Annotated in this window: 23 protein-coding genes; 6 read left to right on the plus strand and 17 right to left on the minus strand. The window is 36.3% G+C overall.

What is annotated here, in order from left to right:
* Window positions 1-22: 22 nt before the first annotated feature.
* Window positions 23-1,012 (minus strand): glycosyltransferase, encoded by a 990-nt coding sequence (locus CGC48_RS06125; RefSeq protein WP_198537127.1) that lies wholly within the window; start codon window positions 1,010-1,012, stop codon window positions 23-25.
* 39 nt (window positions 1,013-1,051) lie between these two features.
* On the minus strand, window positions 1,052-1,786 hold the full coding sequence (locus tag CGC48_RS06130; RefSeq protein ID WP_098029774.1) for a YggS family pyridoxal phosphate-dependent enzyme: 735 nt from the start codon (window positions 1,784-1,786) through the stop codon (window positions 1,052-1,054).
* Between the two features lie 225 nt (window positions 1,787-2,011).
* Between CGC48_RS06130 and trxA the strand changes: the two genes are divergently transcribed.
* Window positions 2,012-2,332 (plus strand): thioredoxin, encoded by a 321-nt coding sequence (gene trxA, locus CGC48_RS06135; protein WP_018278241.1) that lies wholly within the window; start codon window positions 2,012-2,014, stop codon window positions 2,330-2,332.
* A gap of 59 nt (window positions 2,333-2,391) precedes the next feature.
* On the opposite strand, the gene CGC48_RS06140 is transcribed toward trxA, so the two are convergent.
* The 4 genes from CGC48_RS06140 to CGC48_RS06155 form a co-directional block, all read right to left on the minus strand.
* On the minus strand, window positions 2,392-2,724 hold the full coding sequence (locus CGC48_RS06140; protein ID WP_098028877.1) for an MGMT family protein: 333 nt from the start codon (window positions 2,722-2,724) through the stop codon (window positions 2,392-2,394).
* Between the two features lie 105 nt (window positions 2,725-2,829).
* A complete protein-coding gene (rseP, locus tag CGC48_RS06145; protein ID WP_098028878.1) occupies window positions 2,830-4,158 on the minus strand; it encodes an RIP metalloprotease RseP in 1,329 nt (442 codons plus the stop codon).
* A gap of 85 nt (window positions 4,159-4,243) precedes the next feature.
* Window positions 4,244-5,359 (minus strand): TlpA family protein disulfide reductase, encoded by a 1,116-nt coding sequence (locus CGC48_RS06150; protein WP_098028879.1) that lies wholly within the window; start codon window positions 5,357-5,359, stop codon window positions 4,244-4,246.
* A gap of 116 nt (window positions 5,360-5,475) precedes the next feature.
* Window positions 5,476-6,786: a lytic transglycosylase domain-containing protein gene (locus tag CGC48_RS06155; RefSeq protein WP_232780458.1), complete on the minus strand. Its 1,311-nt coding sequence runs from the start codon at window positions 6,784-6,786 to the stop codon at window positions 5,476-5,478.
* Window positions 6,787-7,104: 318 nt separating this feature from the next.
* On the opposite strand from CGC48_RS06155, the gene CGC48_RS06160 reads away from it, so the two are divergent.
* On the plus strand, window positions 7,105-9,387 hold the full coding sequence (locus CGC48_RS06160) for an NADP-dependent malic enzyme (protein ID WP_098028881.1): 2,283 nt from the start codon (window positions 7,105-7,107) through the stop codon (window positions 9,385-9,387).
* Window positions 9,388-9,485: 98 nt separating this feature from the next.
* On the opposite strand, the gene CGC48_RS06165 is transcribed toward CGC48_RS06160, so the two are convergent.
* The gene (locus tag CGC48_RS06165) at window positions 9,486-10,121 is read right to left on the minus strand and encodes a peroxiredoxin (protein ID WP_098028882.1); all 636 of its coding nucleotides are present in this window, start codon (window positions 10,119-10,121) and stop codon (window positions 9,486-9,488) included.
* A 167-nt stretch (window positions 10,122-10,288) separates the two neighbouring features.
* On the opposite strand from CGC48_RS06165, the gene CGC48_RS06170 reads away from it, so the two are divergent.
* The 4 genes from CGC48_RS06170 (at window position 10,289) to CGC48_RS06185 (ending at window position 15,180) form a co-directional block, all read left to right on the plus strand.
* Window positions 10,289-10,876, plus strand: coding sequence for a DUF502 domain-containing protein (locus CGC48_RS06170; RefSeq protein ID WP_098029775.1), 588 nt, complete (start codon window positions 10,289-10,291; stop codon window positions 10,874-10,876).
* A 57-nt stretch (window positions 10,877-10,933) separates the two neighbouring features.
* Window positions 10,934-12,112, plus strand: coding sequence for a hypothetical protein (locus CGC48_RS06175; protein WP_098028883.1), 1,179 nt, complete (start codon window positions 10,934-10,936; stop codon window positions 12,110-12,112).
* Between the two features lie 38 nt (window positions 12,113-12,150).
* Entirely contained in the window at window positions 12,151-13,221 is a 1,071-nt protein-coding gene (locus CGC48_RS06180) for a trypsin-like peptidase domain-containing protein (protein ID WP_018278250.1), read from the plus strand.
* 84 nt (window positions 13,222-13,305) lie between these two features.
* On the plus strand, window positions 13,306-15,180 hold the full coding sequence (locus CGC48_RS06185) for a sodium:solute symporter family protein (protein ID WP_098028884.1): 1,875 nt from the start codon (window positions 13,306-13,308) through the stop codon (window positions 15,178-15,180).
* 178 nt (window positions 15,181-15,358) lie between these two features.
* On the opposite strand, the gene CGC48_RS06190 is transcribed toward CGC48_RS06185, so the two are convergent.
* From CGC48_RS06190 to CGC48_RS06230, 10 genes are all read right to left on the minus strand, one after another.
* The gene (locus CGC48_RS06190; RefSeq protein ID WP_098028885.1) at window positions 15,359-18,844 is read right to left on the minus strand and encodes an efflux RND transporter permease subunit; all 3,486 of its coding nucleotides are present in this window, start codon (window positions 18,842-18,844) and stop codon (window positions 15,359-15,361) included.
* A gap of 106 nt (window positions 18,845-18,950) precedes the next feature.
* Window positions 18,951-19,079, minus strand: a complete 129-nt coding sequence (locus CGC48_RS11925) for a hypothetical protein (RefSeq protein ID WP_255320946.1) — start codon at window positions 19,077-19,079, stop codon at window positions 18,951-18,953.
* A gap of 220 nt (window positions 19,080-19,299) precedes the next feature.
* Window positions 19,300-19,422, minus strand: a complete 123-nt coding sequence (locus tag CGC48_RS11930) for a hypothetical protein (RefSeq protein ID WP_262482361.1) — start codon at window positions 19,420-19,422, stop codon at window positions 19,300-19,302.
* 156 nt (window positions 19,423-19,578) lie between these two features.
* Complete coding sequence (locus CGC48_RS06195; RefSeq protein ID WP_013998462.1) at window positions 19,579-20,748, minus strand: efflux RND transporter periplasmic adaptor subunit; 1,170 nt, start codon at window positions 20,746-20,748, stop codon at window positions 19,579-19,581.
* Between the two features lie 190 nt (window positions 20,749-20,938).
* The gene (locus tag CGC48_RS06205; RefSeq protein ID WP_098028886.1) at window positions 20,939-21,514 is read right to left on the minus strand and encodes a BRO-N domain-containing protein; all 576 of its coding nucleotides are present in this window, start codon (window positions 21,512-21,514) and stop codon (window positions 20,939-20,941) included.
* A gap of 98 nt (window positions 21,515-21,612) precedes the next feature.
* Complete coding sequence (locus tag CGC48_RS06210; protein WP_098029777.1) at window positions 21,613-22,230, minus strand: peptidase E; 618 nt, start codon at window positions 22,228-22,230, stop codon at window positions 21,613-21,615.
* A gap of 93 nt (window positions 22,231-22,323) precedes the next feature.
* Window positions 22,324-23,049, minus strand: coding sequence for a nitroreductase family protein (locus CGC48_RS06215; RefSeq protein WP_098028887.1), 726 nt, complete (start codon window positions 23,047-23,049; stop codon window positions 22,324-22,326).
* A 3-nt stretch (window positions 23,050-23,052) separates the two neighbouring features.
* The gene (locus tag CGC48_RS06220; RefSeq protein ID WP_098028888.1) at window positions 23,053-23,460 is read right to left on the minus strand and encodes a GNAT family N-acetyltransferase; all 408 of its coding nucleotides are present in this window, start codon (window positions 23,458-23,460) and stop codon (window positions 23,053-23,055) included.
* A 7-nt stretch (window positions 23,461-23,467) separates the two neighbouring features.
* Entirely contained in the window at window positions 23,468-24,808 is a 1,341-nt protein-coding gene (locus tag CGC48_RS06225; RefSeq protein WP_098028889.1) for a TolC family protein, read from the minus strand.
* 41 nt (window positions 24,809-24,849) lie between these two features.
* Window positions 24,850-25,458 carry a TetR/AcrR family transcriptional regulator gene (locus tag CGC48_RS06230; RefSeq protein WP_098028890.1) on the minus strand — a complete coding sequence of 203 codons (609 nt, stop codon included), beginning with the start codon at window positions 25,456-25,458 and terminating at the stop codon, window positions 24,850-24,852.
* Window positions 25,459-25,522: the final 64 nt, after the last annotated feature.

The raw sequence follows: 25,522 nt of genomic DNA on the forward strand, positions 1-25,522 counted from the left end.
TGACATTGATATGAAAAAACTTTTATTGATTCCAAGCTAAAAATTTAGGCTGAACTTGTAATAGCTTTGGCTTTTGAGTATTGAGTTTTTCTCCATCAAGTATGCGGATATATTTCTCCATATAGTTTTTTGCCATTTGCTGAGAATTAAAATGTTCCTTTGCATACTGATGACACACTTTTGAATCATATTTTTGCCAATGTTGCATAGCCTCTTTTAGCTCTTTTCTGCTATTACTTAAAAATCCTACTTCAGGGATAACAAGTTCTGGTAAAGAGCCATACGGAGTCCCAAATACTGGATTTCCAAAATATAAACTCTCAATGATGGCTAATCCAAAAGGTTCGTGCCATAATACAGGGAATATGAGTCCTTTGGAGTGAGATAAGAATTCTTTTTTTGTGTTGTTGTCTATCAATCCAAAAAAACGTGCTTTTGGTGTAAATGTAAGTCGTATTCCCATATTAAAATTGAAGCGAACACCACCAAAAACATACAATTTTTCTTTCGGGATTTTTTTGACCAATTCAATGGCTCCTCGCAAATTTTTCACACGCCAAGCCCCATTGCCCAAAAAATGGAAAAATTTCTTATTAGCACTTAAATCTACACTTCCGTAATCGTTCCAGTCTAATCCATTATGTACGTACGAATTTGAATTGTACCTATTTGCGTGATTTTTAGAAACAAATATGGTATTTTCGTCTAATTCTTCGAAATGATTGATATTACCGTGCATCGTAAAGACTTTTGGAATAGTTACCTTTTCAATTCCTTGTATGTGAGCGTGTGAGTGAACGATATCTACATCTTTGGGAAGGATTGTTGAAATGTCAGTAATATCCTCAAATGGAATAACATTAGCAAAATCACATTTTGAACCTCTCCCAGCTACAAAAGTAACTTTATGCCCCATCTTCACTAGTTCTTTTCCCAAATACCAAATTACTCTTTCCGTTCCACCGTACTTAGGTGCTGGTAAAATTCTATCGTGTACGATTACTATGTTCATAAGTTAAAAATTAGTAGGTATATTTATTGAGAAGAACTTTTATGCATTATTCTTATTTTCATTCCAATAGAAACTATCTGGGTAAATGCGTTCCCCGAAAATAGCAGTGCCTACACGCACAATTGTTGCTCCTTCTTCGATGGCAATTTCTAAGTCACCGCTCATTCCCATTGAAAGTTCGTTTACTTCGACATTTGGAAGTTGCAAAGATGCGATTTCCTGTTGAATTTGTTTTAGCAGACGAAAGCATTTTCGAACTTTATCAACATCGGAACTGAATAATCCTATTGTCATTAATCCCTTAATTTTAAGTGTATTGAGTTGAGATACTTTTTTTACCAAGTCTATTGCGTTATCGGGATGTACACCGAATTTACTTTCTTCTCCAGAAGTATTTACTTGAATAAAAACTTCAATTGTTTTGTTTTCGGAGGATAGACGTTGATGCAACTTTTCAGCCAGTTCGTATCTGTCGAGAGATTCTACACAACTCACATCACATTTTAGAATATCTTTTATTTTATTGGTTTGCAAATGTCCAATAAAGTGATTTGTATGAAAAGTGTCTTTCAAATCGTTATATTTTTCTTTAAGTTCCTGCACTCTGTTTTCAGCAATAAGTGTGTAACCTGCATTTAAAGCAATTTTTATTCTTTCAGCGGAAACTGTTTTTGTAGCAAGTAGTAATTTTACCTCATTGGGCTTTCGATTACTTTTTACACAAGCTAAGTTTATTCGGTTTTGTATGATTTCAAGATTTTTTAAAATATCCATAAAATTTTGCTGTTTTTGTTTTCTTGCCAAAAATATTAATTTTATTTATCTAACCAAAAAATCATTTTTTAAAAACTAGTATTAAAAAAAGTTTGTTATGGTATGAAACTATTGATGTGATAAGAAAAGATAATTATTTTATAATAAAAAATTATAATAATCATTGTTTTATGTGGGATTAATTTACTAACTTTGCAGTCTAATAAATAGTAAAAATTTTAGAAAATGGCTTTAGAAATAACAGATGCTACATTTGAAGAAGTAGTTTTGAAAAGTGACAAACCAGTTTTGGTTGATTTTTGGGCAGTTTGGTGCGGTCCTTGCCGTATGTTAGGTCCTGTGGTTGAAGAAATTGCTAAAGAATACGAAGGAAAAGTGGTTGTTGGAAAAGTAGATGTCGATAACAATCAGGAGTTTGCGAGTAAGTACGGGGTAAGAAATATTCCTACAGTTTTAGTTTTCCAAAACGGAGAAGTTGTTGGTAGACAAGTAGGTGTAGCTCCTAAAAAGACTTACACAGACGCTATTGATGGTTTGTTGTCATAATTTATTCCTTGACATAAGAAGAAATATCGCGTATTGCCTTGAAGCAGTACGCGATATTTTTATTTTGATGATACTAAGTAGTCTTCCTCAGGAATCCATAAAAGTTTTTCAAAATTAACAACTTGATTGTCTTCCACTTCGATACCTTCACTTTCCAATAGTTGCTGCATTAGGTTCGTGCCTTCAAAATGAAATTTGCCTGTAAGCATTCCTTTGCGATTTACAACTCTGTGTGCAGGAATATCCTCCTTTCCGTGTGATGCATTCAAAGCCCAACCCACCATTCTTGCCGATTTTTTAGCTCCTAAATAGTTGGCAATTAGCCCGTACGTAGTTACTTTTCCGTATGGGATTTTTTTTACAACTTCATATACCTGCTCAAAAAAGTCCATTTGCTGTATGTTTTTCAAAAACAGAAAAGTGATAGGAGTAAACAACAAATTCTCTGTAGAAAAATGTTCCTATCACTTTACATTATTAAAAGTAGTATTCAATGATTACTTAAAAAGCCATTTATAGATATCATTTCCGTTGGCATATAATACCAATCCAATCAAAATAAAGAATCCTACCATTTGAGCATATTCCATCACTTTTTCACTTGGTTTTCTACCTGTAATCATTTCGTAAATTAAGAAAACAACGTGTCCACCATCTAAAGCAGGAATAGGTAAAATATTCATAAAAGCTAATATGATGGAAATAAATGCTGTGGTCGACCAAAAGGCTTTCCAATCCCATTTGCTTGGGAACATATTTCCGATAGCTCCAAAACCACCAAGCTCTGTAGCTCCTTTTTTAGTGAAAATGAATTTGAATTGAGAGATGTAATCACGCAAAATCCAATATCCGTATGAAAAACCCTCGCTCAAAGCAGAAGAAAAATCATATTCTTTATGAACAACATCAATTTTTCCTTCTCGTTGTGATGCTATAAATCCAACCTTTCCTTTACCATCGGGAGTGACATTGATTTGCTCCGTTTGTCCGTTGCGTTCTACTTTAAAAGTTAGTGTAGAACCTTGAGGATAAGAAGCCATTATAGGAGATACATCTGAATAGTACTCAACAGCTTCGTTGTTAATTGATATTATTTTATCTCCTTTTCGAAAACCTGCTTTGTCAGCTGGAGACCCTACCAAAACGGAATCCATAATTGGCTTCATTTTAGGGCTGAAAGGACTCATTTCTCCTCGAAGATATAACATTTTTCCGATAGAATCAGGAAGTGACAAGAAACGCGTTTGACCATCTGAACCTTTCACTTTTAGGTTGCTCACATCGCGAAGCATTACATAACGATTGATGTCGAGTACATTTTCCAAAGGTTTTCCGTTTACTTCAGTAACGATATCGCCATTTTGAAATCCGTATGCCTTCATCGTTTTGCTAACCGCGAAACCTCCTTCAATGCCATTTTCTTTCACTTGATTTTCCCCCCAAACGAACAAAATCATCATGTAAATTAAGAAACCTAAAATAAGGTTTACCGTAACTCCGCCAATCATAATGATGAGGCGTTGCCACGTAGGTTTTGAGCGAAATTCCCAAGGTTGGGGTGGTTGAGCCATTTGCTCTTTGTCCATACTTTCGTCAATCATTCCTGAGATTTTAACATATCCCCCCAAAGGAAGCCATCCTATGCCGTAAACGGTTTCTCCTATTTTCTTTTTGAAAAGAGCAAATTTGACGTCAAAAAATAAAAAGAATTTCTCAACTCGTGTTTTGAAAATTTTTGCAGGGATAAAATGCCCTAATTCGTGTAAAACGATTAATATTGAAAGACTCAAAATTAATTGAGCCGCTTTAATCAGAAATGTTTCCATTATAAAATTTAAAATTTTTGGCAAAAATAAAATAATAATTGAGAATATTAAAGTTTTATTTCTGCCGTTATGTAATTAAATCAATTTACTTTTCAATAAAATATCTCGTAAAATTTCCTGAAGTTTCTTTGGCTTCAATACCTAAGTCGGAAAGGTTGCTGAGCATCAAATCTGAGAATTGGTAATGTAATTGCCAATCAAAGAGTTCAGCGGTAATGTTTTGTGTATTTTTTATATTTATGGGAGTTTCCAAAATATCTGAAAGTTTATATAGAAAATCATTTACAGAAATATTGTCTGCTGAAAACTGACTTTCATCTACCAAGAATTTTGGGTTTTTTGTTCCCCAGTCTATTTGGTCTTTGTTCCAATACGCTGAGGTTGATTCGGGTAAGTGAATTTCGAGGATTTTTCCGGCTCTAACTTCTGTTTTTAACGTGTAGCCTAAATCTTTCAAAATTGTATGTGCAATTTCTTTTTCTTTCCATGAATGATTAAAGTTTTTTTGAATAAGTAACTGATATTGTGTAAAGTTATCCTTTAGTGTTACTTGTTTTTCGCTTACTTTTAGCAGATACGCAACAATTTGAGGTAGAGAACCTTTCACGGAAGTAATATCATTAATTCTTTCAATTACAGGAAAAGAATTTGCAGGAATGTTTGCTTCTCGTATTTCAAAGTCTTTATCAAGAGTTGTAGTTACTTCTTCTTCATTTTCGTAGGATGAATATTTTAAAAAGTCATAAATAGGGGTTGTTTGCTTATTTTTTGATGCAAAACTTCGAATCATTCTTGGAGTAATGTTCGCAGGATTTCCTTTCCAAAGGATTTCTCCATTGGCGTTGAATAAAATTCCATAGGGTAAGGCCCTTACATTATGTTGTTTGAAATTTTGCCCTTCATAGTCAATGCTTACGGCGAGTTTTGTTTGATGTCGTTCTAAAAATGAACGTACTACATCCGAACGTTCTTGCGTGAGTGAAACGATGTATAAATCTTCGCGAAATTGCTCCTGAATAGTGTTCAAATAACTGGAAACGTGAACGCAAGGAACGCACCAAGTAGCCCAAAAATCAACAAAAAACAGGGACTTATCTTTTGGAGTCGCTAATTCAGAATATTCTACTCGTTCTGAAAAAGTCATTTGAGCCAATCCAGATAAGGAGATAAGCGAAAATATGATTAAAAATATGTTTTTCATAGGAAAATAGTTTATGATGTGTTGAGTAATAGCAAAAATGTTGCCAAAATTTCCTTTTGAAATTTTCTAAATTCAAAAAAGACGCCCGAAAAAGGACGTCTTTATGAGTATTTTATTTATTTGTAGATGACTAATTTCTGCCCCACGTGAATATTATTTCCTTTAATCCTGTTCCAGCGTTTCAGGTTAGAAACAGTTACACCATTGCGCGAAGCTATTTTTCCCAGAACATCTCCTTTTTTTACAATATAAACTATTTTTTTTCCAGAACTTCCTGCGTAATCTCCTTTCACTAATTCTGGAAGAGCTTTCTCTCTTTTGGCATTTTCTTCGTTTAGATAGGCGTAAATAATTTCTTCATTCGCTACGAATTTGCCAATTTCTTCAATGGGCAATCGTAATGCATAATTTTTTCCTTCCACGAAAGGAACAATATCCAACTGATATGATGGATTGAAAAACTGAATTTCTTTGATATCCATTCCTGTTAATTCAGCAATGTTTTTGAAAGGAACGGCTTGTTTTACTTGTACGGTGTCAGTTACAAAATAATGATTTTGACGTCTTTGAGGTTTGAATCCGTGTTCTTTTGCATATTCAAAAATGTAGAGTGTAGCCAAAAATGCGGGAACATATCCTGCAGTTTCGCGAGGTAGGTACGGACGTAAATTCCAATAATTTTGTTTTCCGTTAGAACGACGCATCGCTTTGGTAACATTTCCAGGGCCAGAGTTGTAAGCAGCCAGAACTAAATCCCAATCTCCAAAAATTTGATGCAAATAACTCAAGTATTTGGCAGCAGCTTTGGTAGAACGGACAGGGTCACTACGTTCATCAACATAATTACTAACCTCCAATCCGTAACTTTTTCCTGTAGCATACATAAACTGCCACAAACCAGTTGCTCCTACTCGCGAACGAGCCTTAGGGTTTAAAGCAGATTCTACGATGGCTAAGTATTTCATTTCCAAAGGAATTCTGTGGTTGCTCATTTCTTGCTCAAACATAGGGAAATAGTAATCACTTAGGCTCATCAATCTTTCCAAAGACGAACGACGATTTTTTAAAAAAGATTTAATAACACGCTCTAAGATAGGATTATATTCAATGTTGAAAGGTGTTTTTTGATTCAGTTTTTCCAAACGTTGTTTTAGCACTTCGGTAGGGAGTTCTTCGTATGTTATATCAGTAACAGATTCACTTTGAATTTCTTCACTCATTTGGAAAAACAAATCGGAATTGGAAAGTTCTTTCAGCCATTTTTTGTCATAGCTTTCCGCTTTTGGGTGGTCCTTCAAAATGTAAATTCCTTCTCTCTTAACACCCGTAGGTGGCGTTTGCTGTGAATTATTAAAAATTTCGTTGGATTGTTGCTCTATTTTTGAAATGGTATCATTAGAAATACTTGGCTGTACTTGAGCCATCATACTTTCAGCTGAAAGACAAATAAATATTCCAAGACCACATTTTTTCACAAGTTTATACATAAAGTCACAATTATTTCAAGCTACAAAAATCAAAATTAATATTGATATGGACAAATTTTGGCGTGTTAAAAGATGCCAAAGTAATAGTGATAAGAATACATAACAAATTCAAAATCCTCAAATTGACTTTTATTTTATTATCTTTTTAACAAAAATAATGCCGAATTCATTCTTATTTCAGGAAAAAAGCTAACTTTGCAGGTTCAAATAAAAAAGGATATCAGATTACTGATTTTTTAAAATTCGATAGAATAACATATGAAAGATTCACGTAAAAAAAACGAAGCATTAGATTATCACGAGTTTCCCCAGCCAGGGAAAATAGCAATTATACCAACTAAAAAACACGCCTCACAACACGATTTATCATTGGCGTATTCGCCTGGTGTTGCAGAACCTTGTTTGGCAATTGCAGCAGATAAAAATAATGTATACAAATATACATCAAAAAGTAATTTGGTGGCTGTAATTTCCAATGGAACAGCTGTTTTAGGTTTGGGTGATATTGGTCCAGAGGCATCTAAGCCTGTAATGGAAGGGAAAGGATTGCTCTTCAAGATATTTGCCGATATTGATGTATTTGATATTGAGGTCGATGCCACTGATGTAGATAAATTTGTTGAAACTGTAAAAGCCATTGCTCCTACTTTTGGGGGAATTAATTTGGAAGACATAAAAGCTCCTGAAGCCTTTGAGATTGAACGTAGATTAAAGGAAGAGTTGGATATTCCTGTAATGCACGATGACCAACACGGAACTGCCATTATTTCTGCAGCCGCACTAAAGAATGCTTTGGAAATTGTTAATAAGGACATTAGTAAAGTTAAAATAGTGGTTAATGGGGCAGGAGCTGCAGCGATTTCTTGCACACATTTGTACATAGCTTTAGGAGCAGACCCTAAAAATATTGTAATGTGTGATAGCAAGGGAGTTATCCGCAAAGATTCGCCTAATTTGACTCAGCAAAAAGCAGAATTTGCCACTGACCGAGATATTCACACGCTACAGGAAGCAATGCAAGGAGCAGATGTATTTATCGGGCTTTCAAAAGGAAATGTAGTCAGCCCTGAGATGCTTCTTTCAATGGCTAAAGATGCAGTAGTTTTTGCAATGGCAAACCCAACACCTGAAATTGACTACAACTTGGCAATACAAACTCGTCAAGATATTATTATGGCAACAGGACGTTCCGATTTTCCTAATCAGGTAAATAATGTATTAGGATTTCCGTTTATTTTCAGAGGAGCTTTAGACGTTCGTGCAACGAAAATTAATGAGGAAATGAAACTTGCCGCAGTTCACGCAATTGCCGACTTAGCCAAAAAAACAGTTCCTGAGCAAGTAAACCTCGTTTATGGAGCAGAAAATCTTTCTTTCGGAAGAAATTACATCATTCCAAAACCTTTTGACCCTCGTTTGATTTACGAAATTCCACCAGCAATTGCTAAAGCAGCAATAGAGTCGGGTGTGGCTCAAAAGCCAATTACCAATTGGGAAGCTTATCGAACTGAGCTAATGGACAGAATTGGCAACGGAAGTAAGGAAATTAGAATGCTGCAGGATAGAGCTAAGCAAAATCCTAAACGTGTGGTTTTCCCTGAGGCAGACCATATTGAAGTTCTTAAAGCAGCACAGCGTTTACACGAAGATGGCGTAGCTATTCCTATCCTATTAGGGCGAAAAGACATTATAAAAGAACTAAAAGAGGAAATTGGACTTACTGCCGATTTACAGATTATTGACCCTAAGAGTGATGAGGAAAAAGCACGTAGAGAGGAATTTAGCAGAGTTTATTGGGAAAAGCATCAACGTAAGGGAGTTATCCGTTTGACGGCTGAGCGAATGATGCGTGAACGTAGTTACTTCGGGACGATGATGGTTAATATGGGACAAGCTGATGCGATGGTTACTGGACGTACACGTTCTTACCCATCGGCAATTCGCCCGATTCTAGAACTAGTTGAAAAGGAAAGAGGTGTTGATAGAATTGCTTCAACTAGCATTATGTTTACCAAACAAGGACCTTTGTTTTTATCTGATGCTACTATCAACGTAAATCCAACTGCTGAAGATTTGGCCAACATTGCCTTAATGACAGCAAAAGCAGTGAAAATGTTTGGAATTCAGCCCTCTGTAGCGATGCTTTCATATTCGAATTTTGGTTCAGCAGATTCTGAAAGTACCCGAAAAGTACGCGATGCAGTGGCATATTTGCATAAAAATCACCCAGATTTGGTAGTTGATGGAGAAATTCAGGCTGATTTTGCTATCAATCCTGAAAAAATTGCAAGGTCATTCCCTTTCTCAAAATTGAATAATGGAAAAGGTGCTAATGTTTTGATTTTCCCAAATCTGGAATCGGCGAACATAACTTATAAGATTATGAAAGAAATTGAGAAATTTGAAACGGTAGGTCCTATTACATTAGGATTGACTAAAGCGATTCACGTTACTACATTGGGGTCAACCGTTGATGAAATGGTAAATTTAGCAACACTTGCAGTGGTTGATGCTCAGGAGAGAGAATATCGAAGTAAGTAGAAAATAATTGAAAAAGGCAAGAAATTAATTTCTTGCCTTTTATTTTTTTAATGAAAATAGATAGTTTTACTTTTCTATCAACTTAATTGTGCTTAAAATTAGTGTGATTTTAGGTAGTCAGAAACTCCGTCTCTGTTTGCATTCATTGCATCTTTTCCTTCTTCCCAATTCGCAGGGCAAACCTCACCATATTTTTGCACGTGAGTGTAAGCATCAACTAAGCGAAGGTATTCTTTCACGTTGCGACCTAAAGGCATATCGTTCACACTTTCGTGAAATACTTTTCCTTCTTCATCAATCAGATATGTAGCACGATATGTAACATCATCACCCTCCAAAAGATAATTTTCGGCTACTTCATCATAAATTTCTCGTGAATCCAATATCCCTAAAGCACGAGCCAAATTTCGGTTTGAGTCTGCTAAAATAGGATACGTAATTCCTTCGATGCCTCCCTGACTCTTAGGAGTATTGAGCCAAGCGAAGTGTACTTCAGCAGTGTCACACGAAGCTCCTATGACGATAACATTTCTCTTCTCAAACTCAGCCAAAACTTCTTGGAAAGCGTGTAGTTCCGTTGGGCAAACGAAAGTGAAATCCTTTGGATACCAGAATAGAAGTACTTTCTTTTTGTTGTTTATTGCCTCTGAGTATACATTCATTTTGAATGTATTTCCAGAAGTGTTCATAGCATTAACATCAAAATTTGGAAATTTTTTACCTACTAAAGACATAATTTTATTTTTTTGAAAATTCTGGTGCAAGGTACGATTTTTTTCTGAAATAAATAACTATAACTTTTTTTAGAATATTTATGGTACGATAGATTTTGTTCTTTGTTAGGAGTGGAAGTTTTTTTGAAGAACTCTTTTTAAATTTCGTTATCTTTGCCGAAAAAACTATGAAAATTAATAGCTTTTTTGGTGTGTTTTTGCGATATTTTCTGCAAGGAATTCTAATTGTAGGTCCTTTGAGTACCACAGTTTGGATTATTTGGTCTATTTTTTCAAGTATTGATAATCTCGTTCCTGATATTTCAAAAAAATACCCTGGTGCAGTGTTTGTTTTACTTTTTTTAGGAACAACATTCATTGGCTTTATTGGAAGTAAATTCTTTCTAGGCAGATTGTTAGTAAGTGGATTGGATTACTTGTTAGAGCGAATTCCAGGTATTAAGTTCATATATTCTTCTATTAAAGATGTGCTAACTTCATTTGTGGGAGACAATCGCAAGTTCAATAATCCGGTTTGGGTGAAGGTACAAGATGCTCCTGAAATGTGGCGTATAGGTTTCTTAACACAGGAAAATATGGATTTTACCAATATGGAAGGAATGGTAAGTGTTTATTTACCTCATTCTTATGCCGTTTCTGGTTGGGTGATTGTGGTTAAGGCTGAAAATATAAAACCAACGGAAGGATTATCGGCTCATAAAGCAATGGAATTTGCATTGAGTGGGGGTATGATTGGGGGTATAAAAGGTTCTTAAACTTTTGTTATATCTGAAAAAAATGTATTACTTTTGCTCTACAAAAAATAATTTTATATGAGAAATCACGTACCAAAGTATCAAAAACCGATAAAAAGTGTGAGTGATCCTATCGTTCAGGTAGAAAGTTGGCACGATGCCATTGACGCATTTGATGAAAAGGACTATGAAAAGTCGTTACGTAGCCTATTTCAGTATATGAATCCTGAAGTGGCTAAAAAAATTCCTGCTACAGGCGATTTTTCAATAGAATATCCGCAGGGTTCTTCACGAGTTACTTTCGGATTGAAAAACGGAATATTCTTCATAGAGTCTCCTTTCGTGAAGATGACCGAAAATACCAATAAAGTGGCAATGCTTCGTCACGCAAATGAATTGAATTTTAGTTTCTTAACAGTTCCTCAAATTCATTTAATTGACCAAACTCTTTGGTTTAAGTTTGAAACTCCATTACATCTTTGTCAGCCTAATAAAATTTATGATGCCTTGCGTGAAATTTGCGTAGCAACCGATGATTTTGATGATGAATTTATCGAGAAATACGAAGCGGAACGCATACAAGAACCTGTTGTTCAGCAACTTTCCGATAGCGAAAAAACAGAAGCTTGGAATCAAATTCAGGCTATTCTTGCTGAATATCGCCAATATATGGGCTATTTCGAGGAGAAACGTTGGGAAGGTAGCCAGTGGGATATCATTATGCTGAGCCTTTTCCAATTAGGAAATATGCCTTACATTCAAGGGATTTTACGTACTGATTTACAGGAATATATTCAAAATATAAACAACAATCGTATTGATTTTCACTTCCGTATAGACAAAGGTAAAAACTTCTTCAAGCAACTTTCTGAAAAGTCACAGGACGAAATAATGAAAGATGTGTACTACACTTATAACTTGATGGGGCTAAAATGGCGTTCTTCTGGAAAATTCCTGCAAGAAGAAGCTTTGGAATATGAGGAGCAAGTGCGTAAGTACAAGACTTCCAATGATTATTTTAATATTTGTTATCATTTGTACTATTTGTACTTGTACATCTTGTACCACTATAATTTAGACCAAGAATATCGTAGTTTCATCATAGGCACTCTCGAAAAAGCTTCTGGGCAAACCTATGAACAAGCATCTAAAATATATTTGGAGTCATTTGAACATTTGCTAAAGGAAACTCTTCCAAAAGGATTTAAAATAGAACAAAAAGTAAAAAAAGGTTTTTTTGCTCGGTTATTCGGATAAAAGGTTTCAGTTAGTAATGCAAACAAAAAATAGAAAAGATGGAACAACATAAAAAATATATATACAAAGTAATTACTTCGGAAGGAACAGGAAGTGGCTTTGCTGTTAAAGGACATAACTTCTTGATAACGAATTATCACGTTGTTGAAGGTACAAAACAATTAGCAATTGAGGACCAAGAACGCAATCGATATTTGGGAGATGTGGTGATGGTAAATCCGCAGTTAGATTTGGCTTTTGTACGCGTTGATGAGCTTCCTCTTTCCGATTCTTCAATCACAATTGATGATGATTTGGAAATTACAAATACACAAAAAATTTTCATTAACGGATTTCCTTTTGGAATGCCTTTTACCATCACTGAGGGGATAATTTCTTCCACAAACCAACCGATGAATAATCGTCACTATATCCAAACAGATGCTGCGGTAAATCCAGGTAATTCGGGCGGACCAATGCTAAATCAAGCAGGTGTTTTGGTAGGAGTGACAACATCTAAATTCAACAATGCTGATAACGTTGGTTTTGGTATTCGTTTCAATGAAATTATTAAAGAAATTAATGATTTTAACTTTTCGGATAAGCTTTATCGGGTAAAATGTAACTCGTGTGATCATTTTATTGAAACACCTACTAAATTTTGTCCGCATTGTGGAAATAAAATAGATATTTCTGTTTTTGAAGAGTTTGAAAAGTCTCCTTTTGAAGAATTTATCGAATCAGCAATTGAAGGAATGGGTGCGAATCCTGTATTGTGCCGTGCGGGGCGTGATACTTGGGAGTTTCATCAGGGGAGTGCATTAATCCGTATGTTCGTGTATCAACGTAATTATTTGATAGTTACTTCTCCTTTAGTAAAACTTCCAAAGCAAAATCTGAAAGTTATTTATGAGTATATGTTGTCACATCCATATGCTCCATATCATTTCGGTGTGTCGGATAGTATTGTTTATATCTCTTATCGTGTACATATGTCAGATGTATTTTCAGATGATGCTGAAAGGATTAAAGGCTATGTTCGCGACATACCACAATTGGCTGATGATTTGGATAATATGCTTGTAGAAAAGTATGGTTGTGAGTTTTCCATTGACGCAAAAGTAAATTAGATTTTTAAGTTGATTTTAGTTTGAAATGTAATGCAGAATCCAGAATGTATCCAACCTCATTTTGGATTCTAATGTATAAATATTATGAATATTATTGACGTTTTAATTGTAGTTCTTTACATTGTTTTAACAGTTGGTGTGGGTGTTTGGATTTCAAAACGAGCATCAAAAGGGTTAGATTCTTATTTCTTGGGAGGAAATTCCATCAAATGGTATTACCTAGGGCTAAGTAATGGTTCGGGAATGTTTGATGTGGCAGGAACGGCTTGGATGGTCGGGATTTTATTTCTCTACGGGGTAAAGAGTTTTATGTTTATGTGGATTTGGCCTATTTGGAATCAGATATTCGTGATGATTTTCTTAGCGGCTTGGATTCGTCGCTCGAACATAATGACAGGCTCTGAATGGATTTTAACTCGTTTTGGAAATGATAAAGCCGGAAGGGCTTCGCACCTAATTATCGCCATTTTTGCCATTATTACTTCTATCGGATTTATTGCTTATTTCTTTGAAGGAGTTGGTAAGTTTATGACAATCATTCTTCCTTGGGATATGAATTTGGCTTTTGGCAATGCGACTATACTTACTTCCGAGCAAAGTTACGCACTTATCGTTATTTTACTTACCACGATTTATACCATCAAAGGAGGAATGTTTTCGGTGGTAGCTACCGAAGTTCTTCAATATGGAATTATGGTACTTGCAGGAATTTTGATTGCAGGATATGCTTTCTTCACTATTAGTGATGCAGAAATCACTTCAATTATTCCTGAAGAATGGAAAAATATCTTTTTTGGTTGGGAACTTACTCCTTTTTGGAACGAAAAATATCAAGCATTCAACGATTTGATTGATACACAGGGATATAAAATGTTTGGAGCTTTCATAGGAATGTCGCTTCTGAAAGGATTTTTTGCCAGTGTTGCAGGTCCTACACCAAGTTACGATATGCAACGTATTCTTTCTACCCGAAATGTGAAAGAGGCATCTTATATGAGTGGTTTTACGAATCTTATTTTGTTTATTCCCAGATATTTGCTTATAGGAGGGATTGTTGTGATAGCTTTGGTACACATTGCTCCTGAAATGTTAGGCGGTGTGGTTACTAATAATGATTTGGAAACAATCTTGCCGAAGGTTATTAATTTTCATATTCCTGTGGGAATCAAAGGATTGCTTTTAGCAGGACTTTTAGCGGCTTTTATGTCCACATTCTCTGCGTTTGTGAATTCAGGTCCTGCGTATATTGTAAATGACATTTATAAGAAATACTTTAAGCCAGAGGCTTCTGTTAGGCATTATATTAACGCATCATATTGGGCTTCATTCGGAATTGTTATTCTGGGAGTGATTATGGGCTTCTTTGCAGAGTCTATCAACTCCATTACTTTGTGGATTACCAGTGCTTTATACGGAGGTTATGTGGCGGCTAACTTTCTAAAATGGGTATGGTGGCGTTTCAACGGTTGGGGATATTTTTGGGGAATGCTTGCGGGATTACTTATTGCTACACTTCAATTTATTTTGGATGGAAATAAGGAAAACTTCACACCAGGCACTTGGCTTTATGACTTGGCTCACATTCCACCGATATACTTATTCCCAATATTTTTTGTGTTTTCACTGATAGGTTGTCTCTTAGGAACGTACCTTTCTAAACCTACAGAAATGAGCGTGTTAGTGAATTTCTATAAGAATATTCGCCCGTGGGGTTGGTGGCACCCAGTGTACTTACAATTGCGAAAAGAGGATAATACAGCCAGTAAAAATCATAATTTTTGGAAAGATATGGGGAATTGTGTTATTGGTGTTGTATGGCAATCCAGCCAGATATTAATCCCGATTTTCCTACTGATTCGCGATTATCCAAAAATGTGGTGGTCGATTGGTGTGTTTGCAATCACTACCTTAGTGTTGAAGTTCACTTGGTTAGATGTAGTAAAGAAATACAAAGATTGATATTATAAGAAATTTAGCTATTAAAAAAGGGAGAATTTATATAAATTCTCCCTTTTCATTTGATAAATTATTTACCATATAGTTTGAGTCTATTTACAAGTAATCTATCTAAAATTCAAAATATAAATCTTGTTACTTGTTCTTGACACTTTTAACTTTATCCTTTTAACCCGTCCCTTTAGCTCTCTACCAGAATTGTATTTCCCTCATTATCTTGTTTGTAAACCTTTCCAAAGCGGTTTGAAAATTTTGAAGTCAGGTAGAACATCACTGGAACAACAATCAGCGTAAGGAATGTTGAAAATACCAGTCCGTAGATAACCGTCCACGCCAATGGTCCCCAGAAGATAACGTTATCTCCCCCGAAATAGATATTCGGATTTAGTGAATCAAATAGCGTAAAGAAGTTAATATTAAACCCAATGGCAAGAGGTATTAGCCCCAGTACTGTGGTAATAGCAGTAAGCAAAACAGGACGCAAACGAGCTTTTCCGCCCGATACGATAGCATCGTAAACCGACTGATTATCAATTTTGTCATATACAGTCAAGCCCATTTTTTCCTTTTTGCGGTCAATAAGTAGTTGTGTATAATCGAGCAGTACCACACCATTGTTTACCACAATTCCGGCCAAGGAAATGATTCCCATCATCGTCATCAGGATAACGAAAGGCTGCCCCGTAATAATCAGTCCTAAGAAAACTCCTGTAAAACTCAGTAATATTGTAATGAAAATCAGCGTTGGTTTCACTATTGAATTGAATTGATACACCAAGAGGAAAACAATCAGTCCCACAGCGATAAGTAGTGCCGTTGAAAGGAAAGCCATTTCCTTGTTTTGTTCCTCAATCTGTCCGGTAAAATCAATTTTGATTTCTTGTGGAAGGTCGAAGTTTTTCATCTCTTGCTGAATTTGCCGTACGATAGCACTCGCATCGCTAAATCCAGGGCTTAAAGCTGAATACAATGTTACCACCCTATCGGTTTTGTTGTGTTTTATCGTACTGAACGACGAGGTATTTTTATATTTGGTTACAGAAGATATCGGAATGTGTCGCCATTCCCCAGTATTGGCATCTCTAAAGATGATATGTTGGTTGAACAAAACATTGGTATTGTAGCGGTCTGCCTGATTAAAACGAACGTAAATATCGTAGTCGTCACCTTTTTCTTTGTAAACTCCCGCTTTCTCCCCAAATACGGAACGACGCAACTGATTGGAAATCTGCCCAACAGAAACCCCTAATTCCCCTGCTTTTACGCGGTCGATTTCAACTTCTATGGCAGGTTTGTTTTTGTTGACATCTATTTTCAGCTCATCAATTCCTGCTATGTTTTTCTGTTTGATAAAATCACGCATACGCTCGGCAGTAACAATCAGTTCGTTGTAATCTTCGCCACGAAGTTCGATGTTTATCGGATGCCCAGCAGGAGGTCCGTTTTGGTCTTTTTCTACCGAAATGGAAACCCCAGGGTAAACGCCCCTTAAGTCGGATTGAATTTTCGCACGAAGCTCCTCTGAATCCTGTCCTCGACGATATTTAAACTCACGGAGGGTTACCGTTACTTTTCCTCGATTAGGCATTTCAGCCGACGAAGCTCCATCGGTATAAGGATTTCCTGCTCCTTCACCCACTTGAGTCACAGCCGATTCTACCATAAAGTTGTAATCACCATCGCGGTATTGGTCGCTATTGAGTAGCGTATATATTCGTTTTTCAATGTCTTGAGTTACTGCGTTGGTTTTCTCAATGTCTGTTCCTTCAGGATATTCGATGTAAACGATAATTTGATTGGGTTTGTTATCAGGGAAGAAGTTTATACTTGTACGCCCTGTCCCAACCGACCAGCCAAACAACACAAACGACACGATGAGCAACGCCACAGTGGAAACAACCATTATATACGGATTTTTTCCGCGAAGAGTAAAACGAAGTGTTCTTTCGTACGTATCCTCCATCCAAGTTAGGATTTTTCGTTGGAAGTTATCCGCCAATTTTTTGATGAAATATTTGTACGACCAGAGCAAAAAGATAGTGAAATAAAGCACCGTTCCTAAGCCTCGAACCGCTCCTCCAACAAGTAAAATGAAGGTTCCGATAACGAAAAGCAAAATACTGATTTTCACCAATTGCTTAACGCTTAATACTTTTTCGTTGATGTCCATAAATTCCGATACCAACATCGAATTGAAGAAGATGGCAACAAAAAGCGACGACCCCAACACAATGGAAAGCGTCAGTGGGAAGTACATCATAAAATCTCCCATAATACCAGGCCACATTGCCAAAGGTAAAAATGCCCCAACGGTGGTTAAGGTAGAAATGATGATAGGCACAGCAACCTCTCCGATACCTGCTTTGGCGGCTTCGTATCTGCTCATTCCTTCTTTTTCCATCAGTCGGTAAACGTTTTCAACCACCACAATTCCGTTATCGACAAGCATTCCCAATCCCATAATCAGTCCGAAGAGAATCATCGTGTTGAGCGTGTAGCCCAAAGCATTGATAATCATAAAGGACATAAACATCGACATCGGTATGGCAAATCCTACAAAAAGTGCGTTTCTAAAGCCCAAAAAGAACATCAGTACACCCACAACGAGGAATACTCCGAAAATAACGTTATTGCTGAGGTCACTTACCATATTTTCAGTCTGTTGAGATTGGTCGTTGGCAATGGTTATTGATAAATCTTTCGGAAAATCGCTTCGCATTTCGGCTACCAATTCTTTGATTTTCTCACTTGCCTGAATCATATTTTCGCCCGAACGCTTTTTCACGTCGAGCATCACTACGCCCTGACCAAACTCACGAGCATACGTGGTTTTGTCCTTATCTCGGAAAGAAACTTCGGCAATATCGCCCAAGAATACGATGCCTTTTTCCGACTTTACGATAAAGTTTTTCAAATCGGAAGGTTGCTCAATTTCGCCCACCATTCGTATGGTACGTCTTTGCCCCGAAGCGATGAGATTTCCGGCAGACATCGTTACATTCCCTCTGCCAATGGCGTTAATCACATCGTCGATGCTCACCTTTGATGCCATCATTTTGTACATATCAATGGCAACTTCTACCTCTTTTTCCTGAGCTCCGCGAATGGTAGCTTCTTTTATTTCGGGCAGATTTTCAATTTTCTTTTGCATCTGCTCGGCAAATTCCTTGAGCTTAGCGGTAGGGTAATTTCCGGCAATGTTTACATTCAAAATCGGGATAAATTCCGAGATGGTAATGTCAAACACATTGGGTTCCACTTTCGCCCCGTTGAAGGTAGGCCAATCCTCGTTGGATACTTCTTTGTCTACCTCATCTTTTACTTTTTGTAATGCACTTTCGATGGTGATTTTCTCGGTAAATTCGAGGGTTATCATCCCGTAATCTTCCTGTGAGGAGGATTGTATTTTTTTGAGATTACTTACCCCTTTGAGTTTCTCTTCCAATGGGTCAATAATCAGTCTTTCAATGTCTTCGGCGGTATTGCCCGGATAGACAACACTGACGTAAATCTTTGTATCTTTAATTTCCGGAAAGCTCTCGCGAGGCATATTCATATACGCCAACATTCCGGCAAGGAAAAAGATAAAAATCATCACGTAAATGGTGAATTTGTTGTCAATTGCCCAAGACGACATCTTGAACTCTTTATCTTTGATATTACTCATAGTATGATATGGGTTTTATTTCTTTTAATTATAATTGTTTTTTTATGTTCTTTTGTCTTGAAACAAAAGAACCAAAAATTCAAGACTTTGGATACTCCGCTAAAAATCAATTCATTTCACTGAAAATCTCTAAACTCGCTACGCTCAAACAGTAGAGATTTTCTACGTTCCATTTATTGATTTTCTTAACGCTTCGTCTCCAAGGTCGCAAACTTACTCTTGAAAATATATCCATTTTTAATAAATTCCAAAAACTTTGCGAAATCCTCACGGGTGTTTACTTCTATTTGATGAATATTTGAGTTCATATTCTACATTTATTTTTAGAATTATCGTCACCAATTCTATTTTTACCTGATATAAATCGATTTTTGCCGCTCATCAATAAATTTTTACCAATAATAATTGAATATTTACTTGTCAGAAATGGATTTTTACCGGTCGGAATTCATTTCCTATTGGTCAGAATCGATTTCTTGTCGGTCGGAATCCATTTCCTGTTGATTAGAATTGATTTCTTGTTGGTCAGAATTCATTTCTTGTTGGTCAGAATCGATTTTCTTTCGGTCGAAATTCATTTCTTGTCGGTCGGAATTGATTTCCTTTCAGTCAGAATCCATTTCTTATTGGTTAGAATTGATTTTCTTTCGGTTGAAATTGATTTCTTGTCGGTCAGAATCGATTTCTTGTCAGTAAAAATTCATTTCCTGTCGGACGAATCAAAAATCTGAACCTTACAAAGTCGAAACACGTTGTCCTTCTTGCACACTTCTCGCTCCTTCGCGAATAACTTTATCTCCTTTTTGAATTCCTGACAGAATTTCGGTAAATCCATTTTGTGTTTTTCCGGTAGAAATCACAACACGCTCAGCAACGTACTGATTTTCATTGTCTCCTTTTTTGGCAAGAAAAACATATTGTTCGCCTTGTGCATTTTCCGAAATGATATCCGTTGGCAGTAAGATAGCTTCTTTGTTCTGATAATCATTTACTTGCAAACGAGCCGTCATATTAGGTTTGATAGCGTTATTTTTGTTAGGCAAACGGATTTCAACCTTAAATGAACGATTTGCAGGATTGATAAAATTGGAAACTTGGCTTATTTTGGTGTCGAGTTGTTCGCCCAAAACGGAAATATCCACTTTGGCTTGCGAACCTTTTTTCACGTTAGCGATGTACTGCTCAGGCACTTCCGATTCCAAATACATATCCGATAAGTTTACGAGTCGAAGCACAGGCATTCCAGGGGCAACCACCGTTCCCACGTCGGTTATGACATCGTCGATTACTCCCGAAAACGGAGCATAAATGTTGGCTTTGGCAACTTGTTTTTGCATTTGTTCCACGGCACTTTGTTGCGTTTCGTAAGCCGATTTGGCTTGTAAATATTGAATTTCCGACCCGATTTTATTCTCCCATAATCGCGATTGACGCTCAAAAGTAGTTTTTGCTAGTTCGGCTTGGATTTTTAGTTGAGCCAGTTGTTGGGAAATTCCCCCATCTTGAATTGATGCCAAAAGTTGTCCCTTTTGCACGTTTTGTCCTTTTTGCACGTGTATTCTTTCCAAAACGCCTCCGAATTCCGCATTTAGGGTGATATTTTGAGTGGTTTTTATTGTTCCTTGCAACTCCAAAAAGTGGTTGAAAAGTGTATCTTTCACCTCCAAAAGCGATACCAACACCTGAGCCGACCCCTCTTCGGGGAATTTGCTAAGAGAAGCATCAAGGGAAGCGATTTGCGTTTCAAGCTCTTTTATTTTTGCAGAAATTTCATCTCTTTTCTGACGGATTTCCGTTTTTGAACCCTTCGCGATGACCTCTTCCACCGACGGATTTTTGGTTTCTCCGCACGATGCCAACAACACCAAAGCGGAAACAATAAGCTGAATGTTAATGTATTTCATTATATCTGATTTTATTTGTTGTTTGAATTATTTTTGTTTTTTACTTCTTTGTACTTTTGGCTTGACCCAAAAGTACCAAAAATTCAAGGCTTTGAATACTCAGCTAAAAATCAATTCATTTCACTGAAAATCTCCAAACTCGCTAACGCTCAAACAGTGGAGATTTTCTGCGTTTCTTTCATTGATTTTTTTAACGCTTCGTCTCCAATGCCACAGTATACACACTTGAAAATATAATTATATTTATATAAAACTTCATATTTGTATTTATAAAACTTGAATAGGTTGAAAACATTTTTAAAGAACTATTCAATTCAAATTCCCTGTGCGGGTCGCACCGTTGGTTAATCCAATTTTCGGAATACCCAAGTTGAAGATATTGCTGTAAAGCTCGGTCTATGGAAATTTCGGGGTCTTGCATTTCGTCCAAACGTTCGCTACCTACCTGAGCCAACCAAAGTTTAAAAGGTTCGGCTTTGGGTGAGGGTACGGATTGGATAAGTCTTAGCAATTGTTCAGTATCAGCAACATCGGTTACACGCATTTTGCCATCCCGTGCTTCCATTTTCAATGTGTGACAATTCGTCACGGTTTCATTTCCTTCTTCTTTTAATCGTTGTTTAAGTTTTCTCCAATAAGCTGACGCATCAATACTTTCTGTTAAAACCTCAATCACATCAACGATGGAAAACCACCATTTTTCTTGTTGCTCGTCCCACTGCGAACGCACTTTTTTCTGTTCAAATATTTTTATGCTATTTTCCATTTTTCGTTTCTATTTTTTGAGAAATCAGTAAATTATTGTTACTAAGAATAGTTCCTTAATATGCTAAATCAATCTCTGAAATTGTGTTTATAAAATATTTATTTTGTCTTAACTTCAATCTCTTCTCCACAAATGCAAATTGCTTGTGAATTGGTAATCAGGTATAAATCAAGTGTGTTGCTGTATGTTGTTATAATTTTTTCAACAGCTTTTACAAACGGAAAGTTTGTGTAATGTGGTACAGGATAGAAATCAATCACATCAAGTGCTGAAAATGATGATAAATCAGGTGCTTCTTTAATGCTATCCATCTTTGCAACATATTCAATATTATGAGAAAGAATCATAGAACCTGCTGACTCGCCAATGTAGGTCTTTCCTTTTAAAATTTCTTCCACGATGATTTTGTCTGCTCCTGATTTTTTCAATTCTTGAAGCAGAAAAAATGTATTTCCACCAGTGACATATATCAAATCATTTGTTTGGAGTTTTTGTTTTATTTCGTCAGTTGTTGCGGTAGAGATTTCTAATTTATCAATAACGAATCCCATTTTTTCTAATGCTTTTTGACCAGCTTCAACATAAAAAGTTACTTTCTCCACCAAACTTGCTGTGGGGATAAATGTTATTTTTTTGCCTTCATTTCCTAAACCTATAAAATCCTCAAAAACAGAAGCTACATCCTTAAAAGATGAACATAAAAATATATTTTTCATATTTTCTAACTTTTTTAAATATTGAACTTTTATATTGTGAATGTCTTGTGTTCTTTTCTTATAGCGGAATGGATACATCCATTCCCTACATTTTTACACCTGATGGTATATCTCTTCAAACGGAACGCGGAATCTTTCGCCCCAAATGCCGCCCTCTTTTCGGATGCCACAAGTGATAATCATATTGATTTCTGTATCGGAAGGAAGTTTCAACGCTTTTTTAACCAATTTGCTATCAAATCCTTCTAACGGACAGGTATCGTATTGTTTTTCTGCCATTGCTATCATAAAAGTTTGTACTGCCAATGCACAACTTTTATGCACTACGGTTCGTACTTCAGCTTCGGACACTTGCCTTACTATCGGGCGAAATAGTCCGATGCTCAGCACCATTATTTTGCGAACCCAACCTAATAATCCGAAACATCTGCGATATAAAAAAGGCATTAATTTGCCATAATAGGTTTCTCGGTCTTTTATCCTCTTGGCTTGTCTTTCCAAAGGGCTGTTGCGTTGCACGTTGCCTTTTTCAAACTCCAAAATGGCTTTGGCTCTTTCTTTATATAAATCTTGCCGAGTGACGAAAACCACCATTTGCTGAGCCGTTTTTGCAGCACTTTGCGACAAACAAGCTTCGGTTAGTTTCGCCAAAACGGATTTGTCGATAACGTGATACGCCTCCCACAGTTGCATATTGGAGCTTGTGGGGGCGAGCTGTGCCAATTCCAAACATTCGCGGACTTTTTCCGTTTCGATAGGTTGGGTTTCGTCATACAAACGCACGGCACGACGGTAGTTTAATATTTCTTTTAGGGTCATTATCTATTTTTTTCGTTTAATAATAAATCCGTTTTCTATAGCTTCAAATCCTACTTTTGGATAATATTCCATTGCGTTGGGAGCTGATAATAACAAAAGAGAAATCTCTTCTGTTGTGCCAATCGCTTTTTTAACTTCTTCAACAAGTTGTTTGCCAATGCCTTCTGACTGATATTCTTGGCGAACAGCAAGGTCTGACAGATAACAACAATAGCTAAAGTCAGTTAATGCACGTGCTACACCTACTAATTTTTTGTTTTCCCAAGCTGTTATGATTATGTTTGAATTGGCATACATTTTTTCAATACGTGCTACGTTGTCAATGGGACGTTTGATACCTGAACTTTGGTAAACTTCAATAATTTGCATTGTTTCAGGAACGTAATCTTTTTTATAGATGATTTCTCTCATTTTATTTTTAATTAACCTGCAACGATTTTAAAACTTCCTTTTTATTTAACAGATTAACCATTGATTGCAGGAATTCTTGTTGAGTAGCATAGAGTTGCAATTGAGCTTGACGCAGGTCGAAACTCGTTGCCAAACCTTCGGTGTATTTGATTTGATTTTTGTTTTCGATTCGTTTTGCTAAATCCAAATTTTCACGCAAGGTGTGATGTTCTTCTATGGCGAACTGCAAGTCGCTCAACGCTTTATCGTGTTGCATTTGCAGTTGTTGTTTGGTTAAATTTAAATCGTTTTTAGATTTTTCTAATTCAATTTGAGAGCGTTGCACCTTACTTGAACGCATAAATGAGCTGAAAATCGGGATTTCTAAACTTACACCAAAAAGAGCACTCCCAAACCATCTTTTGCTTGTATCGAAAAATGAAAATTTGTTATCAAAAGCGTTGTATGCTCCGTTGAGGAACGCACTCAAACGAGGCAAAGATTGACTTTTTTCGAACTTTACTAACAATTCCTGCGAACGTACACTATTGGAAGCAATTTTAAAATCAATATTCGATTCCAAATTGAAATTTGTTTCATTTTCAATGCTTTCGGCTATGGTTTGTGTTGTGAGTTGCTCCAAATTGTCTTTTAGTTGCACTTGGTCGTCCAAATTTAAACCCAAAGTGATGTTGAGCATTTTTTTGGAAAGTTCGTACAAACGCTTGGTATTGTTTAAGTTATTGTTGATGTTCGCCAATGTAATTTGTAGCTGTTCCGCATTCTCTTCTTCGCCCAATCCGTTTTCAAAAATGGCTTTGGTTTCGTTCAAATTTTTCTCCAAAACACGCTTATTTTCTTCTAAAATTCGGATACTTTCTTCCGAAAGCAGCACATTAGCATAAGCATCAACAACGGTTTTTCGTAGTTCGATGTCGCTTTTCTGTTTGGAAAGTTCTGAAATTTGTAAATATACCTTAGCACTTTGTAAACCAACCAAATAAGAGCCATCGAAAATCAATTGCGAAAGCGTGGCAGAAGCATTTACGTTTTGCTTCGTTCCGAAAGTGGCTTCGGCAAATTCGCCTTTCTGTCCTCCGAAAAATTCCGCAGGAATAAGCGTAACTTGTTGTTTTAAAAAGTGTTGATAATCTACTTTTGCGTTGATTTGAGGCAATCCGGTAGCGGTGGCTTCCCATTTCTTTTTTCGAGCAGCTTCAATGTCTGCTGCTGCATTTTTGGATTTTAAATTGTTTTCAATGGCAAAAGTAACGGCTTCTTCCAATGAAAATCGATATATTTGAGTTTCTTGTGAAAATCCTGACAATCCACAGAAAATCAGTAAAATAAAAATAAATTTATGATTCATTGTATTTATTATGAATTTTTTAATTGTATGATTTTTAGTTTTTAATTCTTTTTGTCTCTTCTTAAAATTTCTTCCAAGGTGGTAACTCCTTTCGGGGTGGCGATGGCTCGAATGTGATATTCCAGATAACTTGTCGAGATGATGTTTTTATCATAATCTTTGAAAAAGAGTAAATCATTGCCCGATTCAATCATAATGTGCAGGTACAATCGCATCGTAAAATCCAAGTTGATATCCTTTCGGTACATTCCCAATTCGATGCCTCTTTTTAAGTTTTCCAGAATTAATCCGCCAACTTCTTGCAATTGCTTGTTTTCTAGATCTTTGTATATTTTTGGGTAATATTTTTGTAGCTGTTTTTGAGGCGAATTATTTGTAATCACAGGCTGACACGAAAAGAAACGCTCCACTTCGTAAAGTTGCTCAATTGGGTTTTGCCTGTTGGTCATAATTGCTTTGGTTTGCTCGTTGAGTTCCTTGCTAACGTACAGAACTACTGTTTGGATAAGGTCGGTTTTGTCCTTAAAGTGATTGTAAAGCGTTTTTTTGGAAACTCCCGCTTTTCGGGCGATATCGTCCATCGTAACGGATTTTATGCCTAAGTCAATCAGAAGGTCACGTGCTATTGTAATGAGTTGTTCTTTTGCCATAGTTTTGTTTTTCGATGCAAAAATAGAAAGGAAACTCAAAAAACCAAATTGGTTTCCTTGTTTT

Source organism: Capnocytophaga cynodegmi (assembly GCF_002302475.1).
GTDB lineage: Bacteria > Bacteroidota > Bacteroidia > Flavobacteriales > Flavobacteriaceae > Capnocytophaga > Capnocytophaga cynodegmi.

What these genes read in the sequence shown, in the direction of transcription:
- CGC48_RS06125 (WP_198537127.1), bottom strand. Translation starts at nt 1,012, where the DNA reads ATGAACATAGTAATCGTACACGATAGAATTTTACCAGCACCTAAGTAC.
- CGC48_RS06130 (WP_098029774.1), bottom strand. Translation starts at nt 1,786, where the DNA reads ATGGATATTTTAAAAAATCTTGAAATCATACAAAACCGAATAAACTTA.
- trxA (WP_018278241.1), top strand. Translation starts at nt 2,012, where the DNA reads ATGGCTTTAGAAATAACAGATGCTACATTTGAAGAAGTAGTTTTGAAA.
- CGC48_RS06140 (WP_098028877.1), bottom strand. Translation starts at nt 2,724, where the DNA reads ATGGACTTTTTTGAGCAGGTATATGAAGTTGTAAAAAAAATCCCATAC.
- rseP (WP_098028878.1), bottom strand. Translation starts at nt 4,158, where the DNA reads ATGGAAACATTTCTGATTAAAGCGGCTCAATTAATTTTGAGTCTTTCA.
- CGC48_RS06150 (WP_098028879.1), bottom strand. Translation starts at nt 5,359, where the DNA reads ATGAAAAACATATTTTTAATCATATTTTCGCTTATCTCCTTATCTGGA.
- CGC48_RS06155 (WP_232780458.1), bottom strand. Translation starts at nt 6,786, where the DNA reads ATGATGGCTCAAGTACAGCCAAGTATTTCTAATGATACCATTTCAAAA.
- CGC48_RS06160 (WP_098028881.1), top strand. Translation starts at nt 7,105, where the DNA reads ATGAAAGATTCACGTAAAAAAAACGAAGCATTAGATTATCACGAGTTT.
- CGC48_RS06165 (WP_098028882.1), bottom strand. Translation starts at nt 10,121, where the DNA reads ATGTCTTTAGTAGGTAAAAAATTTCCAAATTTTGATGTTAATGCTATG.
- CGC48_RS06170 (WP_098029775.1), top strand. Translation starts at nt 10,289, where the DNA reads ATGAAAATTAATAGCTTTTTTGGTGTGTTTTTGCGATATTTTCTGCAA.
- CGC48_RS06175 (WP_098028883.1), top strand. Translation starts at nt 10,934, where the DNA reads ATGAGAAATCACGTACCAAAGTATCAAAAACCGATAAAAAGTGTGAGT.
- CGC48_RS06180 (WP_018278250.1), top strand. Translation starts at nt 12,151, where the DNA reads ATGGAACAACATAAAAAATATATATACAAAGTAATTACTTCGGAAGGA.
- CGC48_RS06185 (WP_098028884.1), top strand. Translation starts at nt 13,306, where the DNA reads ATGAATATTATTGACGTTTTAATTGTAGTTCTTTACATTGTTTTAACA.
- CGC48_RS06190 (WP_098028885.1), bottom strand. Translation starts at nt 18,844, where the DNA reads ATGAGTAATATCAAAGATAAAGAGTTCAAGATGTCGTCTTGGGCAATT.
- CGC48_RS11925 (WP_255320946.1), bottom strand. Translation starts at nt 19,079, where the DNA reads ATGGATATATTTTCAAGAGTAAGTTTGCGACCTTGGAGACGAAGCGTT.
- CGC48_RS11930 (WP_262482361.1), bottom strand. Translation starts at nt 19,422, where the DNA reads ATGAATTTCGACCGAAAGAAAATCGATTCTGACCAACAAGAAATGAAT.
- CGC48_RS06195 (WP_013998462.1), bottom strand. Translation starts at nt 20,748, where the DNA reads ATGAAATACATTAACATTCAGCTTATTGTTTCCGCTTTGGTGTTGTTG.
- CGC48_RS06205 (WP_098028886.1), bottom strand. Translation starts at nt 21,514, where the DNA reads ATGGAAAATAGCATAAAAATATTTGAACAGAAAAAAGTGCGTTCGCAG.
- CGC48_RS06210 (WP_098029777.1), bottom strand. Translation starts at nt 22,230, where the DNA reads ATGAAAAATATATTTTTATGTTCATCTTTTAAGGATGTAGCTTCTGTT.
- CGC48_RS06215 (WP_098028887.1), bottom strand. Translation starts at nt 23,049, where the DNA reads ATGACCCTAAAAGAAATATTAAACTACCGTCGTGCCGTGCGTTTGTAT.
- CGC48_RS06220 (WP_098028888.1), bottom strand. Translation starts at nt 23,460, where the DNA reads ATGAGAGAAATCATCTATAAAAAAGATTACGTTCCTGAAACAATGCAA.
- CGC48_RS06225 (WP_098028889.1), bottom strand. Translation starts at nt 24,808, where the DNA reads ATGAATCATAAATTTATTTTTATTTTACTGATTTTCTGTGGATTGTCA.
- CGC48_RS06230 (WP_098028890.1), bottom strand. Translation starts at nt 25,458, where the DNA reads ATGGCAAAAGAACAACTCATTACAATAGCACGTGACCTTCTGATTGAC.